The sequence below is a fragment of the Listeria sp. MAN/IMW/UF555 genome (assembly GCF_058684075.1).
The window spans coordinates 183590-198775 of sequence record NZ_JBZWZS010000001.1; the positions used below are offsets into that span (position 1 = coordinate 183590).

A 15186-nucleotide genomic window follows, 5' to 3' on the forward strand; every position below is an offset into this window, starting at 1 on the left:
TCTCATTGATTTTTTAGAATAGAGGCCCCATTTTTAATTAATTCACCATTTTAACTATTCATTTTGCTGGTTTATCTTGTAAAGCATCGATGCCGGTTTCACCTGTGCTGATTTTAACGACCTCGGCAAGGGGATAAATAAATACTTTTCCATCACCAGGTTCGCCAGTTCGAAGAGTTTCTTTAACGACGCGAAGGACATCTTCAACCGGAACAGTAGAAACAACAATTTCAATTTTCATTCGTTCGTGAACATTACTTTCTTTTTTAGTACCGCGGTATAATTCAATAAATCCTTTTTCTAAGCCAGTCCCAAGTGCTTTTGTAACAGTTAGTCCACTTACGCCAATTTTTGCAAGTTCTTTTTGAAATAAATGGAAGCGGTTTGGACGTGTAATAATTTCGATTTTAGTTAATCCTGACATATTGTAAGCCCCCTTATTCTTGATATGCTTTTTCGCCGTGTAGCGTCAAATCAAGTCCTTTATATTCTTGTTCTTCGTTTACGCGAATTGGTAAAAATAGTTTGATTACTACGACAATTAGAGCTGTGACTACTGCAACATATGCGACAGTGGAGCCAATTGCGATTAATTGTTTTACAACTAAGGAAGCATTACCGTAAAAGAGACCATCTGCTCCAGCTTCATTTACCTTCGTTGTGGCAAAAAGTCCCGTAGCGATGCCGCCCCAAATTCCACCAATTCCGTGTAAGCCAAACGCGTCAAGCGCATCGTCATATTTCACTTTTCCTTTCAACCAGAATACTGCCCAGAAGCAAAGTGCTCCGCCAAGAAAGCCGATAATCAAAGAGCTAGGTACTGTAACGAAACCGGCAGCAGGTGTAATGGACACTAAACCAGCGATAGCGCCAGAAATTGTTCCAAGCATAGTCGGTTTTTTATTGATTAACCATTCAACCAATCCCCAGCCAATAATTCCAGCTGCAGCCGCTGTATTCGTATTAACAAATGCAGTCATCGCTACATTATCAATCGTAAGGGCGCTACCGACATTAAACCCATACCAACCAAACCAGACTAGAATTCCACCAATAAGAGCCAGTGGGAGGTTATGAGGTGAAGCAGAATCAGCTTCTTTTCTCCGACCAATCATAATAGCTAAGACGAGACCCGTTACACCTGAACTGATATGAACAACATTTCCACCAGCGAAATCAAGTGCTCCTAGCTCGCGTAACCAACCACCGTCGCCCCAAACCCAGTGTGCAACAGGGGAATATACTAGTAACGACCATAAAATAATAAAAATCAAGTAAGCAGAGAAGTTCATCCGTTCAGCAAATGCCCCAGAAATGATAGCTACTGTTAAAATAGCGAAAGTCATTTGGAACATCATAAACAGAATGTGTGGAATTGCATCTGAGTAAGTGTCGTTTGCCGCAAAACCGACATTATGAAGGAAAGTCCAGTCGAAACTGCCGATAAAGCCATTTCCAGGTGCAAAAGCTAACGAGTAGCCAACAATCACCCAAAGAATAGAAATAATTGCCATGGAGCTAAAACTATACATTGCTGTACTTAACACGTTTTTGCGGCGAACCATACCGCCATAAAATAATGCAATCCCTGGTGTCATCAACCAAACCAATAAAGTACAAAAGAACATAAATACTGATTCCATACTCAACTCTCCTTTTTGTTAGATAAACTAACATGTAATATTTTATTTATGCGTTTATAATACACTATATTCAAATAAAGGCAAGAATATTTTATCAATTCAATCAATTTGGTTAGATTATCTAACATACAGCGTTTTCAATTGGGTGCTTTTTAGATTTATTTCAGAATAATCAGACAAATAAATGGGTTAGTTTCCATAAAAATGGTAGATAAAAAGCCTATTAAAAAATAGGCTTTTTCCATTAAATATAAAACATGTAACCATCTGTTAGTTCAGAATCAGTAGAATGTTTTAGTAAGTCAGCAAGAGTGGTTTGATCTAACACGTCGCGGACAGCATTGCGCATTCGAGTCCAAAGTTCTCTCTGGGCTGCTTCTTCATCTTCCATACTTTCAACGAGTACAATAGGACCTTCCAGTGTGCGGATAATGTCACCCGCAGTAATTTTTTCAGGGTCGCCGTTTAATACATATCCACCGTGTGCACCGCGGATGCTTTTGACAATTCCTGCATTACGTAGCGGTCCGATTAATTGTTCTAAGTAATGCTCGGATAAATTTTTATCTTGCGCAATACTGCGAAGAGAGATAGGCCCATCACCAATTCTTTTCGCAAGTTCAAGTGTTATTGTTAAGCCATAACGGCCTTTTGTTGTAATTTTCATTTTTATATAACCTCCAGTAATTTCAAAAAACACTTATATCGCATCTATTATATCGGAATTACTGTCAGAAGGCAATGGAAACAAGCGAGTGAACGTACAGGTGTTCTTATGGTATAATAGAAAACAAGCAAATGAGAAGGAGCGGTTATATGGCAATTCAACCTTTAGCTTACCGAATGCGTCCAAAAGCACTTGATGAAATTGTAGGACAAACGCATTTAGTCGGTAAAGATAAAATTATTTATCGGATGGTCAAAGCGAAACAATTATCTTCTATGATATTATACGGGCCTCCTGGAATTGGAAAAACTTCGATTGCTAGTGCGATTGCGGGTAGTACTAAATATGCTTTCCGGACATTAAACGCAGTAACAAATAACAAAAAAGATATGGAAGTAGTAGCAGCCGAGGCGAAAATGAGCGGTACAGTTATTCTTCTATTGGATGAAGTACATCGTTTAGATAAAGCAAAGCAGGATTTTTTACTTCCTTTACTTGAAAGTGGAGCGATTATTTTAATTGGCGCAACGACAAGTAACCCTTATATCGCAATCAATCCTGCGATTCGAAGTAGAACGCAAATTTTTGAATTAAAACCTTTAACGGTAGAAGATATTATGATAACAATGGACCGAGCTCTTCATGATAAAGAACGTGGACTTGGAAACTATGAAGTAGAAATAGATGAATTTGCGAAAAAACATTTTGCCACGGCGAGTAATGGTGATGTACGTAGTGCTCTTAATGCGCTGGAGCTTGCTGTTATTTCTTCTGAACCAAATGAGAACGGGGTTATTCATATTACGCTTGATGTGGCGGAAGAGTGTTTGCAAAAGAAAAGTCTTGCACATGATAAAGACGGCGATGCTCATTACGATGTTTTAAGTGCTTTCCAAAAATCAGTTCGTGGTAGCGACGTTAATGCAGCACTCCATTATATGGGGCGTTTAATTGAAGCAGGAGATTTAGTGAGTATTAGCAGGAGAATGCTAGTTATGGCTTATGAGGATATTGGTCTCGCAAACCCACAAGCCGGTGCACATACACTTTCTGCAATTCAAACCGCAGAAAAAGTAGGTTTTCCTGAGGCAAGAATTCCGCTTGCAAATGCTGTTATTGAACTTTGTCTTTCACCGAAATCAAATTCTGCTATTATGGCAATTGACGCAGCATTAGCTGATATTCGCCAGGGAAATAGTGGCGAAGTGCCCGATCATTTACGTGATGGTCATTATTCAGGTGCCAAAAAACTTGGTCGAGCAATTGATTACAAGTATCCGCATAATTACGATAATGCATGGGTGGATCAACAATATTTACCTGATCGACTCAAAAATAAATTATATTATGACCCGAAATTCACTTCAAAATTCGAACAAACAATCGCTGGTGTGTACCAAAAAATTAATGAAAATAAAGCGAAAAAAGAATAAAAAATTACCAAACTGAAAAGTCGCTAACATTGAAATTTCGTCTTTCATATGGTATTCTAAGTTAAGAAAAGAAACCCTAATGTATTCGATATAGTTCCTGATATTTTTGAACCGAACAATTTTTTATACCTAGGGAGCTTGGAGTTCCGGCGCGGCGCACATGCCTTCACACGAGGAAGTGCAAACCGTTAGACAGAGCACCCACCTGCTTTAATTGAGAGCGGGTTCAAAGGAAGGGAATCCTAAACGGTACGATTGGGGTTTCTTTTTTGCGTGTAAATAGGAGTTATTCCTCTTTACTTTACAGGAGTATTGCTGTTACAATAAGAAACGATTAACGGCGAACAGGAATTCGTCACCAAAAAAGGACGCGATAAAAAATGGAAAACAGAATTTACTTAGACCATGCTGCGACAAGTCCGATTCATCCAGAAGTTATCCAAACAATGCTTGGCGCAATTACTAATACGTACGGCAATCCATCCAGTATCCATTATGCTGGGCGAGAGGCAAGAAAAGCGCTTGATGAAGCACGTCATACTATTGCCCAAAGTATTCAAGCTGAAGAAAAAGAAATTGTTTTCACTAGCGGTGGTACAGAAGGAGATAACTTGGCTCTTATTGGAACAGCTTTAGCACATAAAGAGAATGGAAAACATATTATCACCTCACAGATTGAGCATCATGCTGTTTTAAAAACATGTGAATATCTTGAAACGCAAGGTTTTAAAGTCACTTATTTACCAGTAGATGAGCATGGGATAGTGTCTAGTGAGAGCGTGCAAAAAGCTTTACGCCCTGATACAATTCTTGTTTCTATTATGTATGGTAATAATGAAATTGGTACTATCCAGCCAATTGCAGAAATTGGCGCTGTACTTCTTGACCATCAAGCCGTTTTCCACACAGATGCAGTACAAGCTTACGGGCTATTAAATATAAATGTAATAGAACTTGGAGTAGATTTATTAACTACTTCTTCTCATAAAATAAATGGACCACGTGGCGTAGGCTTTTTATACGTCAAAAATGGCACACGTCTTGCTTATCAAATGCACGGCGGGGAACAAGAACGAAAACGTCGCGCTGGGACTGAAAACTTAGCAGGAATCTGTGGTTTTAGTGCAGCTTCTACCATTATGACAAATGAACGTGAACTTAAAAATGAGGAGTATGTTTCCTTTAAAAAGCGCATGGCGGAAATTTGGCGTGCAGCGGGCTTAGATTTTGAAGTGAACGGTTTAGAAGCGAATACATTACCACATGTTTTTAGCGTGCGTTTCCCAGGAGTCTCCATTGAGCAATTACTAATGAATTTAGATATGGAAGGCATTGCTGTTTCTAGTGGTTCAGCATGTACAGCGGGAACTGTTGATCCTTCTCATGTTTTAGTAGCTCTTTTTGGAGAAAATCACCCAGCAATCCAAGAAACCGTTCGGATTAGTTTTGGGCTGGGGAACCATTTGGAAGAAATAGAAGCGGCGGCTACGAAAGTTAGTGAAGTCGTGGCGCGTTTAATGAAAAATTAAGAAGGTGAGGAGCTAGCTTTGAGTACAAATAATAGTGACATTCGTGTAGTTGTCGGCATGTCAGGCGGAGTAGATTCATCAGTCACTGCTCATATATTAAAAGAACAAGGTTATGATGTCATTGGTATTTTCATGAAAAATTGGGACGATACAGATGAATTTGGTGTTTGTACAGCAACGGAAGATTATGATGATGTCATTCGAGTAGCGAACCAAATTGGAATCCCGTATTATGCAGTGAATTTCGAAAAAGAATATTGGGACAAAGTATTTACCTATTTCTTAGATGAATATAAACTTGGCCGTACGCCAAACCCAGATGTTATGTGTAATAAAGAAATTAAATTTAAGGCATTTTTGGAACATGCAGAAAGTCTTGGTGCAGACTATGTAGCTACTGGTCATTATGCGCAAGTAAAAAAAGTAGGCGACGAAATCGAATTACTTCGTGGAGTCGATAATAATAAAGACCAAACTTACTTTTTAAATCAACTTTCGCAAGATCAACTGAAAAAAGTAATGTTTCCGCTAGGTGGTATGGAAAAAACAGAAGTTCGTGAAATTGCGACAAAAGCTGGACTTGCTACTGCCAACAAAAAAGATAGCACGGGGATTTGTTTTATTGGTGAAAGAAACTTCAAACAATTTTTAAGTGAATATCTTCCGGCACAACCTGGTGATATGAGAACTTTGGACGGCGAAGTGCTTGGTAAACATGATGGCTTAATGTATTACACAATTGGTCAACGCCATGGTCTAGGAATCGGTGGAGACGGTGAACCTTGGTTTGTTGTTGGTAAAGATTTAAAAAATAATGTTTTATTTGTAGAACAAGGTTTCCATCATGATTCCTTGTACTCAGATTCGTTAATTGCCACAGATATTTCCTTTACTACCAATTCAGAAAAACCAAAAACTTTTGTTTGCACAGCAAAATTCCGTTACCGTCAAACAGATACAAAAGTAACTGTAAACATGCGTGAAGATGGCACAGCAGAAGTGATTTTTGCGGATCCAGTGCGTGCAATTACTCCTGGTCAAGCAGTTGTTTTCTATGATGGCGACATTTGCTTAGGCGGGGGAACTATTGATACCGTTTGGAAAAAAGGCGCAAAGTTAAACTATGTTGGTTAAAATTAGAACCGGAGAATCTTGTTTTCTACGAGACTCCGGTTTTTTCCTGTTTAAATGAGTTATTTTAAGGCGATTTTATGGTAAAATATTAAACGATACAAGGAAAAGAGGTCCTTTATGAAAAAGTTAGCGATTTTCGGGAGTGTAATAGTTTTATTTTGTCTTCTAATTTGGGGATATTTTTATTTTAATTCTGAGCCATCAAATGTAGCTGAAGAAGCTGCAAACTCAACAAAAACGGTTGATGTGCTTGAGGAAAATGATATACTTGTTTTTACTCCGCGAAAGTCGGATGCAGGGATCAGCGTTATTTTGTATCCAGGAGCTTTTGTGGACGCACTGAGCTATGCGCCACTTGCGAACAAACTAGCTTCGAGTGGTTATAAAACATACATTGCTGAAATGCCTCTTAATTTAGCTGTATTTGGTAAAAATCGTGCGGCTGATATTATTGATGAAGCACCTGATGAAAAGTTTGTGATTGGCGGTCATTCGCTTGGAGGCGTTATGTCTTCCCGATTTGCACATGAAAACGAGAGTGAAATCGAAGGCGTATTTTTCTTAGCGAGTTATCCTGATAAAAAAGGTTCGCTGAAAAATGCCTCTTTCCCAGCGCTTTCCATAACTGGGACAAAAGATGATGTTTTAAATAAAGATTCTTATGATAAAAATAAAAAATACTTGCCTAAAGATACTACATTTGTATCTATTGAGGGTGGAAATCATGCGCAATTCGGCTCATACGGAGCTCAGCATGGTGACGGTAAAGCTACTATTAGTGAGGCGGAACAAACTGATCAAGTTTCAAACGCGCTGATAGCATGGTTAAATACGTCTGTAAAAAACCAAGAAAGATAGAGGAGAATTTAAAATGGATAAAAATCAATTAGGAATCAAACAAATGCAAGAGGGAAACTTAGAAGAAGCAGTTAAACTATTTACGGAAGTAATTGAAGAACATCCTAGTGATCCAGTTGGTTATATTAATTTTGGTAATGTTTTACTATCAATGGATGATTTTGAACGCGCAGAATTATTTTTCAAAAGAGCGCTTGAACTAGATGACACGGTTCCGGCGGCTTATTATAGCTTAGGGAATTTATATTACGAATTGGAACGTTATCAAGAAGCTGCGGATAGCTTCCAAAATGCAACAAAACAAGGAATGGAAAATGGCGATTTATTTTTCATGTTAGGAATGAGTTTTGTTCAAATGGAAGAGTTAACGCTAGCTATGCCTTATTTACTTAGAAGTGTCGAATTAAATCCAGAAGATAGTGAAGCGTTATTTCAATATGGTATCGTTCTTGCTCGCAGCGGATTTTACGAAGATGCGATTAATATGCTTGAAAGAGTACTTCTTATTAAACAAGAAGATCCAGATGCACTTTATAATATCGGAGCTGCTTATCTGGCATGGCAAGGCGACATTGTACTTGCAAAAAATTACTTTGAACGCGCGCTTGCAACTGGAATACCGCATGAACTTGCTGAGAATGCTTTAAACGCTATTCAAGATTTAGAAAACGAAGCGGAATAAAAATATAGAAAGGAGGCGGCTAAAGATGGCTGAACAAGAATCTCTCGCCTTATTTAATGATACCCCAGAAGAACTTTTCATGAAGGGGACGATGTTGTCTACCATTTTTTATAATGCCGAAAACCTCTTTTCTGTGGTAAGAATTTTAGTAAAAGAGACGAATGCGAATTGGGATGAAAAGGATATTATTGTAACTGGTTTTTTCCCAGCGCTTCATGAACAAGAAGTGTATACTTTTTACGGAAAAATGCAGGAACATGCTAAATTTGGTCAGCAATTTAAAGCGGACCGGTTTCGAAAAGAAATGCCTCAATCTCGCGCTGGCTTGATTAACTATCTTTCAGGGGAACTTTTTAAGGGGATTGGTAAAGTAACGGCGGAAAACATTGTCGATACAATTGGTGATGACGCGATTACGAAAATACTATCTGACCCAAGTTTACTAAATACTGTTCCTAAACTGCCTTCTGGAACAGCGGAAAGTTTGCTTGCTTCCCTTAGAGAAAATCAAGGTTTAGAGCATGTGATGGTTGGTTTAAATGAATATGGCTTTGGCCCGCAATTATCCATGAAAATTTTTCAGGTATATAAACAAAATGCGATCGAAGTGCTAGAAAATAATCCTTATAAATTAATTGAAGATGTTAAAGGAATTGGTTTCCAGCGTGCTGATGAGCTTGGACGTAAGCTTGGACTTGGCGGAAACCATCCAGAACGACTTAGAGCAGGGATTTTATTTATGCTAGATTCCGTTTGTATGCAGCAAGGGCATGTCTATATGGAACAAGAGGTTTTGCTCGGGGAAGTAACTTATCTGCTAGAAGAAAGTGAAGGCATTAGGATTGATCAGGCAATTTTACTGCAACAAATAGAAAAACTTGCAGAAGAACAAAAAATAATTACCGAAAACACGCGCGTCTATATGCCGTCACTTTATTATTCAGAAAGCGGTTTTGCTTACCATGTAAAACGAATGTTAAAGCAAACAGAGTATCAAGAACAATTTCCGCAATCGGAGTTTTTATTAGCGCTTGGGGAACTTGAAGAGCGTATTGGTGTGCATTACGGGGAATCTCAACGTGCGGCATTAGAACAAGCTTTAATGTCACCGATGCTCGTTCTTACTGGAGGACCAGGAACAGGGAAAACGACTGTTATTAAAGGAATTGTAGAATTATATGCCGAGTTAAATGGTGTTAGTCTTGATCCACATGCCTATAAAGATGGTGCGACTTTTCCAGTGTTACTCGCAGCTCCAACAGGTCGTGCGGCTAAACGAATGTCTGAATCCACTGGCCTTCCAGCAATGACGATTCACCGGTTACTTGGAATGAATGGCCAAGAACAGATGGATGACGATGCAGAACGATTAATTGATGGACGTTTGTTAATTGTGGATGAAATGTCAATGGTGGATATTTGGCTTGCGAATCAATTATTCCGCGCTTTACCTGCTCATATGCAAGTAGTGCTCGTTGGCGACCAAGACCAGCTTCCTTCTGTTGGACCAGGTCAAGTATTAAAAGATATTCTTCAATCAGAGCAAATTCCGACGGTTGCACTTTCCGATATTTATCGGCAAAAAGATGGTTCTTCCATCATTGAAATGGCTCATTATATCAAAGAAGGAATGCTACCAGCTGATTTTGCGAAAAATAGTGCCGATCGGTCATTTTTCCACTGTACTGTAAATCAAATTGGTGACGTTGTGGAACAAGTCGTGAAAAATGCTAAAAATAAAGGTTTTCGTGCAAAAGATATTCAAGTGTTGGCTCCAATGTATCGCGGTCCAGCTGGAATTGATATATTAAATAAAAAACTACAAGAAATCTTTAATCCAAACGACACTGGTCGCCGAAAAGAAGTACAATTTGGCGAAATCAAATACCGGGTTCACGACAAAGTGTTGCAACTAATCAACCAACCGGAGAAAAATGTCTTTAACGGAGATATTGGTGAAATCGTATCCATTATTTATGCCAAAGAAAATACCGAGAAACAAGATTTAATTGTCGTTCAATTTGACCAAACAGAGGTTTCTTATTACAGGCAAGAGTTTAATCAATTAACCCATGCTTATTGTTGTTCGATTCATAAAGCGCAGGGTAGTGAGTTTCCGATTGTTATTATGCCAATTGTGCGTAGTTATTACCGGATGTTACGTAGAGATTTGTTATATACTGGCGTTACAAGAAGTAAACAATTCCTAATTCTTTGCGGAGAAGAAGAAGCTTTCCGAATGGGTGTAGAACGTGTAGATGAAAATAAGCGAAATACCACTCTATCGGAACGTTTAATGAGTGAAGATGTGATGCTCGAACAAATGACAAATAAACGAATATTAACTGCCGAAAACATTATGGAGATTGATCCAATGATTGGGATGGAAGGAATTACTCCAGAACAATTTATGGCAGGATGAAAAACACCCACTCGCAAGTGGGTGTTTTTTTATTGCTCATTATCTTGGAAAAACGGTAAACGAATCGTAAATGTCGTGCCTTTATTTGGCTCGCTAGTAACGCTAATTGTTCCATCATGGTATTCAATTAACTGTTTCACGATAGAAAGACCAATTCCAGATTCCCCGAAAGCTGTATTCGTGCGGGACATATCTGCTTTATAAAATCGTTCCCAAATCTGTTCTAGTTCTTCTGTGTTCATGCCGATGCCAGTATCCGTAATAGTTAATACAGATTCCTTATAATCTTGAGTCCCAGTTAAGGTAATCAGACCATTTTCAGTAAACTGGACACCATTTTTAACAATATTAATAAATACTTGAGTTAAACGGTCATAATCGGCGTAAATATACATATCTTTATCAATATCGACTGTAATCTTATTGCCTTTTTCGGTGGCTACATAATCTAGTTGTTCTTTAATTAGCTCTAAAAATTCACGACCATTAAAGCGAGTTTTTTGTAGTTTGATTTTATTGCTGCGTATTTTTTCATAATCAAGGTTTTCATTAACCAATTTTGTTAATCGTCTTGCTTCCGTGTCTATTAAAGCAATACAGCGATCTGTTTCACTTTTTGGAATAATATCGTTTACTAGACCTTCTGTTAAGCCACTAATTGTTGTGAGTGGGGTACGCATTTCATGGGAAACATCCGCGATAAACTGGCGCCGACGTTTTTCTTGTCGTTCAATTTCTTCTTGAGATGTTTCAAGCGTTTCCGTCATTTTGTTGAAATCAATGGCAAGTGCACCAATTTCATCAAAATTATTCTCTTTTAGGCGCGCTTTATAATTGCCTTGAATCACATCTTTTGTCGCTGAACGCAATTTATTAATCCGATTGACTTGTAGTTTGGACAGAATAGCACTCAAAATAAGCGCAATCGTAATCGACAGTAAAATAGTATAGAACATATAACGATTAATTGTTCCAATCACTTGTTCAGTTCCGCTAATTGGAGAATTCAAGACGATAGATCCAACAAATTTATCGCCATCCATAATTGGTACATAAACAATAGTCATTTCACGATTAAAACGATTGTCGATTTTTTTACTAACTGTTTCACCACTTTTCAATTTTTTCTTATCATCTTTTGAAATTGAAAAATCTTTTGGTAATGGTTGATTGAGCTGAGTAGGGTAAATCGTTTCGTCATCTGCATTTTTGATGGTGTAATGGATCTTTTTAACATCTAAAATGCGCTGATACGTATTAAGAACTTGAATGGTTGCATCTTGCGGCGAGTGGCGAATGTCCATCGAAATCGTTTCACCATAACTAGTTAAATCATCTACTTGGCTTTGATAAAAATAGTCTTTTAGTGAGTGAGAAACAAGCACGCCAATCATAATACAAGCAATAAGTAAAATGATAAATTGTGTGAAAAAAAGTTGGTAGGCATATTTAAATTTCATTCGCTTCATTCCGTTTCATCAAATTTATAGCCTACACCCCAAACAGTGTGTAAAAACGGCTTCGTGTCTGTTGCGATTTTTTGGCGTAAACGTTTGATATGAACATCCACTGTACGCTCATCCCCGTAAAATTGATAACCCCAGACTTGCTCGAGTAACTGTTCTCTTGAAAAAACTTGACGCGGATGTTGCATTAGAAAGTAAAGTAAATCAAATTCTTTCGGAGTCAAGGCATCAAGCAGCTCACCTTGATAAAAAATTTCCCGGGTGCGCTTACTAATTTTAAAATAAGTTGTTTCTAAAATGTCTTCATCATTTTCAGTCGTCGTATGATTGTTTTTTCGACGAGTAACAGCTTTGATACGCGCCATTAATGTAAGTGGGCTAAATGGTTTCGTAACATAATCATCAGCGCCCATTTCAAGACCAAGCACTTGATCAGATTCAGACTCTTTTGCCGTTAAAATAATAATCGGAACATCACTAACTTCACGAATTTTACGGCAAATTGTCATTCCGTCCATATTTGGCAGCATTAAATCAATAATTGCAATATCAAAATCATCCTTAAAAAATGTTTCATAACCAAGTTTGCCATCATGCACAAACGTAGCATCAATTTCTTCTTTCATAAAGAACATTTCTATCATTTCACAAACGCTGACATTATCTTCTATCATAAGTAGTTTCATATTTTGTATTCACTCCTCTTACATTAAAACTAGACTAATTAGACCCAATAATCAAGCCAAATTATTTTTTTCGCGAAAGTTTAAAATATGCATCATAGTTTGTTCATACTTTCTTCATAACTGCCCAGTAATCTTAGTGGGGTAGAAACAGAAATGGAGGAAATTACATGAATTTTTTTAAGAGAGCATGGCTCAGCATGAAAGCAAGAAAAGGTAGATCTGTTTTACAACTAATTATTTTCACAGTAGTGTGTGTGCTTATTTTATCAGGCTTTACCATTCAATCCGCTGCAGATAAAGCAAGCGAATTAGCGAGGGAACAGCTAGGAGGTACAGTAACATTAACTGTTGACCAAGAAAAGCAAATGGCTGCAATGAAAGAAGAGGCTGCAAATAGTGATAGCAGTTCGACAGACTCAAAACCAAAATTTCAAAGTAACCCAATTGATGTAAGCGATGCGAACGAATTAGCATCATTAGATCATGTGAAAAATTACAATTACTATTCAAGTACGCAAGCATTAGCGTCTGGATTTGACCCTATTGAATCTTCAGGAGACACTTCCTCTAGCAGTGATGATTCCTCGAGTTCTAATCAAACAGGAGGTCCAGGAGGTGGAAATGGCGGTCCGCAAATGGTAGATGCAGACTTAAGTATTAGCGGTCTACTTGATTCCGCAACAAGTACCGATTTTGATGCAGGAACAAGTAAATTAACAAGTGGTGTAGCAATTACAGCTAATGATAAAGATAAAAATGTTGCAATGGTAGAAGAAAACTTAGCAGAACAAAATGACTGGAAAGTTGGCGACTCTTTTACCGTTACTTCAAGTGATGGAAATACAAAAGTAACACTAAAAATTGTTGGTATTTATAAAACAACCGATTCAGGAAGTGATATGGCGCAAAACTTCTCCTTCCTAAACCCTTATAACAAAGTATACGTTCCTTATACAGTAGCCAATACTATTAAAGGTTCTGATTATAAAGACACAGTAGACTCCGCCGTTTACACAATGGATGATGCGGCTAATATTTCTGCTTTTGAGAAAGAAGCGAAAAAAGTTGATGGCATTGACTGGGACACATTTAAATTAGATGCCAATGATACACTTTATCAACAAATGATTGGCCCAATTAATAGTGTAGCTTCGTTTTCTAAAAATGTAGTTTATATAGTTAGTATTGCGGGAGCCTTAATCCTAGGCTTACTTGTAATGATGCAAGTACGTGATCGTAAATACGAAATGGGCGTGCTATTAGCTATTGGAGAAAAACGTGGTAAATTAATCGCTCAGTTCTTTGTAGAAATTTTAATAGTAGCGCTCGTTTCCTTTGGTTTAGCAGCTGCAAGTAGTCATTATGTAGCTCAATTAGCTGGAAACCAATTACTAGCACAGCAAAATTCATCTACTACAAGTGAATCAACTACTTCAGAAAATCGCGGCCCAGGTGGCGGTGGTCCAGGAGGTCCAGGTGGATTTGCGGGAAGTGTTAGTAACTTAACGAAAAATACAGAACAAATTAAAGAGCTCAACATCCAAGTAACTTTAGAAGATATGCTGAAAATGGGCGGAATTGGTATTGGAATCGCCTTTATATCCGTTCTTTTACCGGCAGCACTTGTTCTTCGTATGAATCCAAAAACAATTCTAACTAAACAGGAGTAGGTGACGATATGACCAAAGTATTGACGTTTGAAAATATCTCTTATTGGTATAAAACAAAAGATGAATCGATTTTAAGTGATATAAATTATGATTTTGAAGCTGGGGTTTTTTACACTGTAGTAGGAAGTTCTGGCTCTGGGAAAACCACTTTCTTATCGCTTGCAGGAGGACTGGATACGCAAAAAGAAGGAGACATCTACTATAAAGGTAGTTCACTCAAAAGCATTGGCTTACAACAATTTAGAAATAGATATGTATCCATTGTATTCCAAAGTTATAATCTGTTAACATATATGACTGCTCTTCAAAACGTAACAACTGCAATGGAAATTACCCATGTCAATCAGCCAGACAAAAAAGCTTTTGCACTAAGCATGCTTGAAAAAGTGGGCATTACCGAGAAAATGGCACGCCAAAAAGTGCTGACTTTAAGTGGCGGACAGCAGCAAAGGGTTTCCATCGCACGGGCGTTATGTTGTGAAACAGAATTAATCGTTGCTGATGAACCTACCGGAAACTTAGACGAACGAACAAGTAAAGAAGTAGTTACGTTATTCCAGGATTTAGCGCATAAAGAAGGAAAATGTGTCATTATGGTAACGCATGACCCAGAAATTGCGAAAGTATCAGATGTAAAACTAACTCTTAAAAACGGAAGCTTTGTTGAAAAGAAACAATCAACGAATAGCTTAATAAACAGTTGACATTTAGCCATCCGTTCTTTATAATTTAGTTTATTGTTGAATAGAAATTGATACATGATAGGAATATGATTTTGGTTTCCACGTGATTAGAGAGTTTTCCCATGGCTGGAAGGAAAACCACGCTTGCACCAAAATTGCTCTCCCATTAGATGATCCGTCTTATCCACGTTAACAGATAACTGAAGAGGTAATGATACAAAGTCTATATCATTGCAAACAGGGTGGTACCGCGATTTTACTGAAATCGTCCCTGTGAGCAATCATATAGGCTTTTTTTGTTGTAAAAAACCAA

General features: G+C 37.9%; 13 protein-coding genes and 1 other RNA gene. 9 read left to right on the top strand and 5 right to left on the bottom strand.

All coding sequences use genetic code 11. The features are described 5' to 3' along the window. Nucleotides 1–58: 58 nt before the first annotated feature. The 3 genes from AC4PG8_RS00855 to cymR all read right to left on the bottom strand — a co-directional run bounded on the left by AC4PG8_RS00855 (nt 59) and on the right by cymR (nt 2310). Nucleotides 59–424, bottom strand: coding sequence for a P-II family nitrogen regulator (locus AC4PG8_RS00855; RefSeq protein WP_003766988.1), 366 nt, complete (start codon nt 422–424; stop codon nt 59–61). Nucleotides 425–437: 13 nt separating this feature from the next. Continuing rightward, complete coding sequence (locus AC4PG8_RS00860; protein WP_003771923.1) at nt 438–1643, bottom strand: ammonium transporter; 1206 nt, start codon at nt 1641–1643, stop codon at nt 438–440. Between the two features lie 244 nt (nt 1644–1887). Next, a complete protein-coding gene (gene cymR, locus AC4PG8_RS00865; protein ID WP_003732594.1) occupies nt 1888–2310 on the bottom strand; it encodes a cysteine metabolism transcriptional regulator CymR in 423 nt (140 codons plus the stop codon). A 149-nt stretch (nt 2311–2459) separates the two neighbouring features. Between cymR and AC4PG8_RS00870 the strand changes: the two genes are divergently transcribed. The 7 genes from AC4PG8_RS00870 to recD2 all read left to right on the top strand — a co-directional run bounded on the left by AC4PG8_RS00870 (nt 2460) and on the right by recD2 (nt 10368). Beyond that, entirely contained in the window at nt 2460–3743 is a 1284-nt protein-coding gene (locus tag AC4PG8_RS00870) for a replication-associated recombination protein A (RefSeq protein WP_185538676.1), read from the top strand. Between the two features lie 70 nt (nt 3744–3813). Next, nucleotides 3814–4009: non-coding RNA, 6S RNA (gene ssrS, locus AC4PG8_RS00875), on the top strand. Between the two features lie 114 nt (nt 4010–4123). Then, on the top strand, nt 4124–5272 hold the full coding sequence (locus AC4PG8_RS00880; RefSeq protein ID WP_492169932.1) for a cysteine desulfurase family protein: 1149 nt from the start codon (nt 4124–4126) through the stop codon (nt 5270–5272). An 18-nt stretch (nt 5273–5290) separates the two neighbouring features. Beyond that, a complete protein-coding gene (gene mnmA, locus AC4PG8_RS00885; protein ID WP_185512602.1) occupies nt 5291–6406 on the top strand; it encodes a tRNA 2-thiouridine(34) synthase MnmA in 1116 nt (371 codons plus the stop codon). Between the two features lie 117 nt (nt 6407–6523). Then, nucleotides 6524–7264, top strand: coding sequence for an alpha/beta hydrolase (locus AC4PG8_RS00890; protein WP_492169933.1), 741 nt, complete (start codon nt 6524–6526; stop codon nt 7262–7264). A 43-nt stretch (nt 7265–7307) separates the two neighbouring features. Continuing rightward, nucleotides 7308–7946: a tetratricopeptide repeat protein gene (locus AC4PG8_RS00895; RefSeq protein WP_010991587.1), complete on the top strand. Its 639-nt coding sequence runs from the start codon at nt 7308–7310 to the stop codon at nt 7944–7946. 25 nt (nt 7947–7971) lie between these two features. Then, a complete protein-coding gene (gene recD2, locus AC4PG8_RS00900; RefSeq protein WP_492169934.1) occupies nt 7972–10368 on the top strand; it encodes an SF1B family DNA helicase RecD2 in 2397 nt (798 codons plus the stop codon). A 29-nt stretch (nt 10369–10397) separates the two neighbouring features. On the opposite strand, the gene pieS is transcribed toward recD2, so the two are convergent. Both pieS and pieR read right to left on the bottom strand, forming a co-directional pair. Continuing rightward, a complete protein-coding gene (pieS, locus tag AC4PG8_RS00905) occupies nt 10398–11837 on the bottom strand; it encodes a two component system sensor histidine kinase PieS (protein WP_185482068.1) in 1440 nt (479 codons plus the stop codon). Continuing rightward, nucleotides 11834–12520, bottom strand: a complete 687-nt coding sequence (gene pieR, locus AC4PG8_RS00910) for a two component system response regulator PieR (RefSeq protein ID WP_003762357.1) — start codon at nt 12518–12520, stop codon at nt 11834–11836. The genes pieS and pieR overlap by 4 nt, the downstream gene beginning before the upstream one ends. A gap of 167 nt (nt 12521–12687) precedes the next feature. Here pieR and AC4PG8_RS00915 point away from each other — a divergent pair, with 167 nt between their 5' ends. Then, the gene (locus AC4PG8_RS00915; RefSeq protein WP_194323459.1) at nt 12688–14190 is read left to right on the top strand and encodes an ABC transporter permease; all 1503 of its coding nucleotides are present in this window, start codon (nt 12688–12690) and stop codon (nt 14188–14190) included. 8 nt (nt 14191–14198) lie between these two features. Then, nucleotides 14199–14894, top strand: a complete 696-nt coding sequence (locus AC4PG8_RS00920; protein ID WP_010991584.1) for an ABC transporter ATP-binding protein — start codon at nt 14199–14201, stop codon at nt 14892–14894. Nucleotides 14895–15186: the final 292 nt, after the last annotated feature.

Bases quoted from the DNA above. Each gene is read 5' to 3' on its own strand.
- AC4PG8_RS00855 (WP_003766988.1), bottom strand. From the start codon at position 424: ATGTCAGGATTAACTAAAATCGAAATTATTACACGTCCAAACCGCTTC.
- AC4PG8_RS00860 (WP_003771923.1), bottom strand. From the start codon at position 1,643: ATGGAATCAGTATTTATGTTCTTTTGTACTTTATTGGTTTGGTTGATG.
- cymR (WP_003732594.1), bottom strand. From the start codon at position 2,310: ATGAAAATTACAACAAAAGGCCGTTATGGCTTAACAATAACACTTGAA.
- AC4PG8_RS00870 (WP_185538676.1), top strand. From the start codon at position 2,460: ATGGCAATTCAACCTTTAGCTTACCGAATGCGTCCAAAAGCACTTGAT.
- AC4PG8_RS00880 (WP_492169932.1), top strand. From the start codon at position 4,124: ATGGAAAACAGAATTTACTTAGACCATGCTGCGACAAGTCCGATTCAT.
- AC4PG8_RS00890 (WP_492169933.1), top strand. From the start codon at position 6,524: ATGAAAAAGTTAGCGATTTTCGGGAGTGTAATAGTTTTATTTTGTCTT.
- AC4PG8_RS00895 (WP_010991587.1), top strand. From the start codon at position 7,308: ATGCAAGAGGGAAACTTAGAAGAAGCAGTTAAACTATTTACGGAAGTA.
- recD2 (WP_492169934.1), top strand. From the start codon at position 7,972: ATGGCTGAACAAGAATCTCTCGCCTTATTTAATGATACCCCAGAAGAA.
- pieS (WP_185482068.1), bottom strand. From the start codon at position 11,837: ATGAAGCGAATGAAATTTAAATATGCCTACCAACTTTTTTTCACACAA.
- pieR (WP_003762357.1), bottom strand. From the start codon at position 12,520: ATGAAACTACTTATGATAGAAGATAATGTCAGCGTTTGTGAAATGATA.
- AC4PG8_RS00915 (WP_194323459.1), top strand. From the start codon at position 12,688: ATGAATTTTTTTAAGAGAGCATGGCTCAGCATGAAAGCAAGAAAAGGT.
- AC4PG8_RS00920 (WP_010991584.1), top strand. From the start codon at position 14,199: ATGACCAAAGTATTGACGTTTGAAAATATCTCTTATTGGTATAAAACA.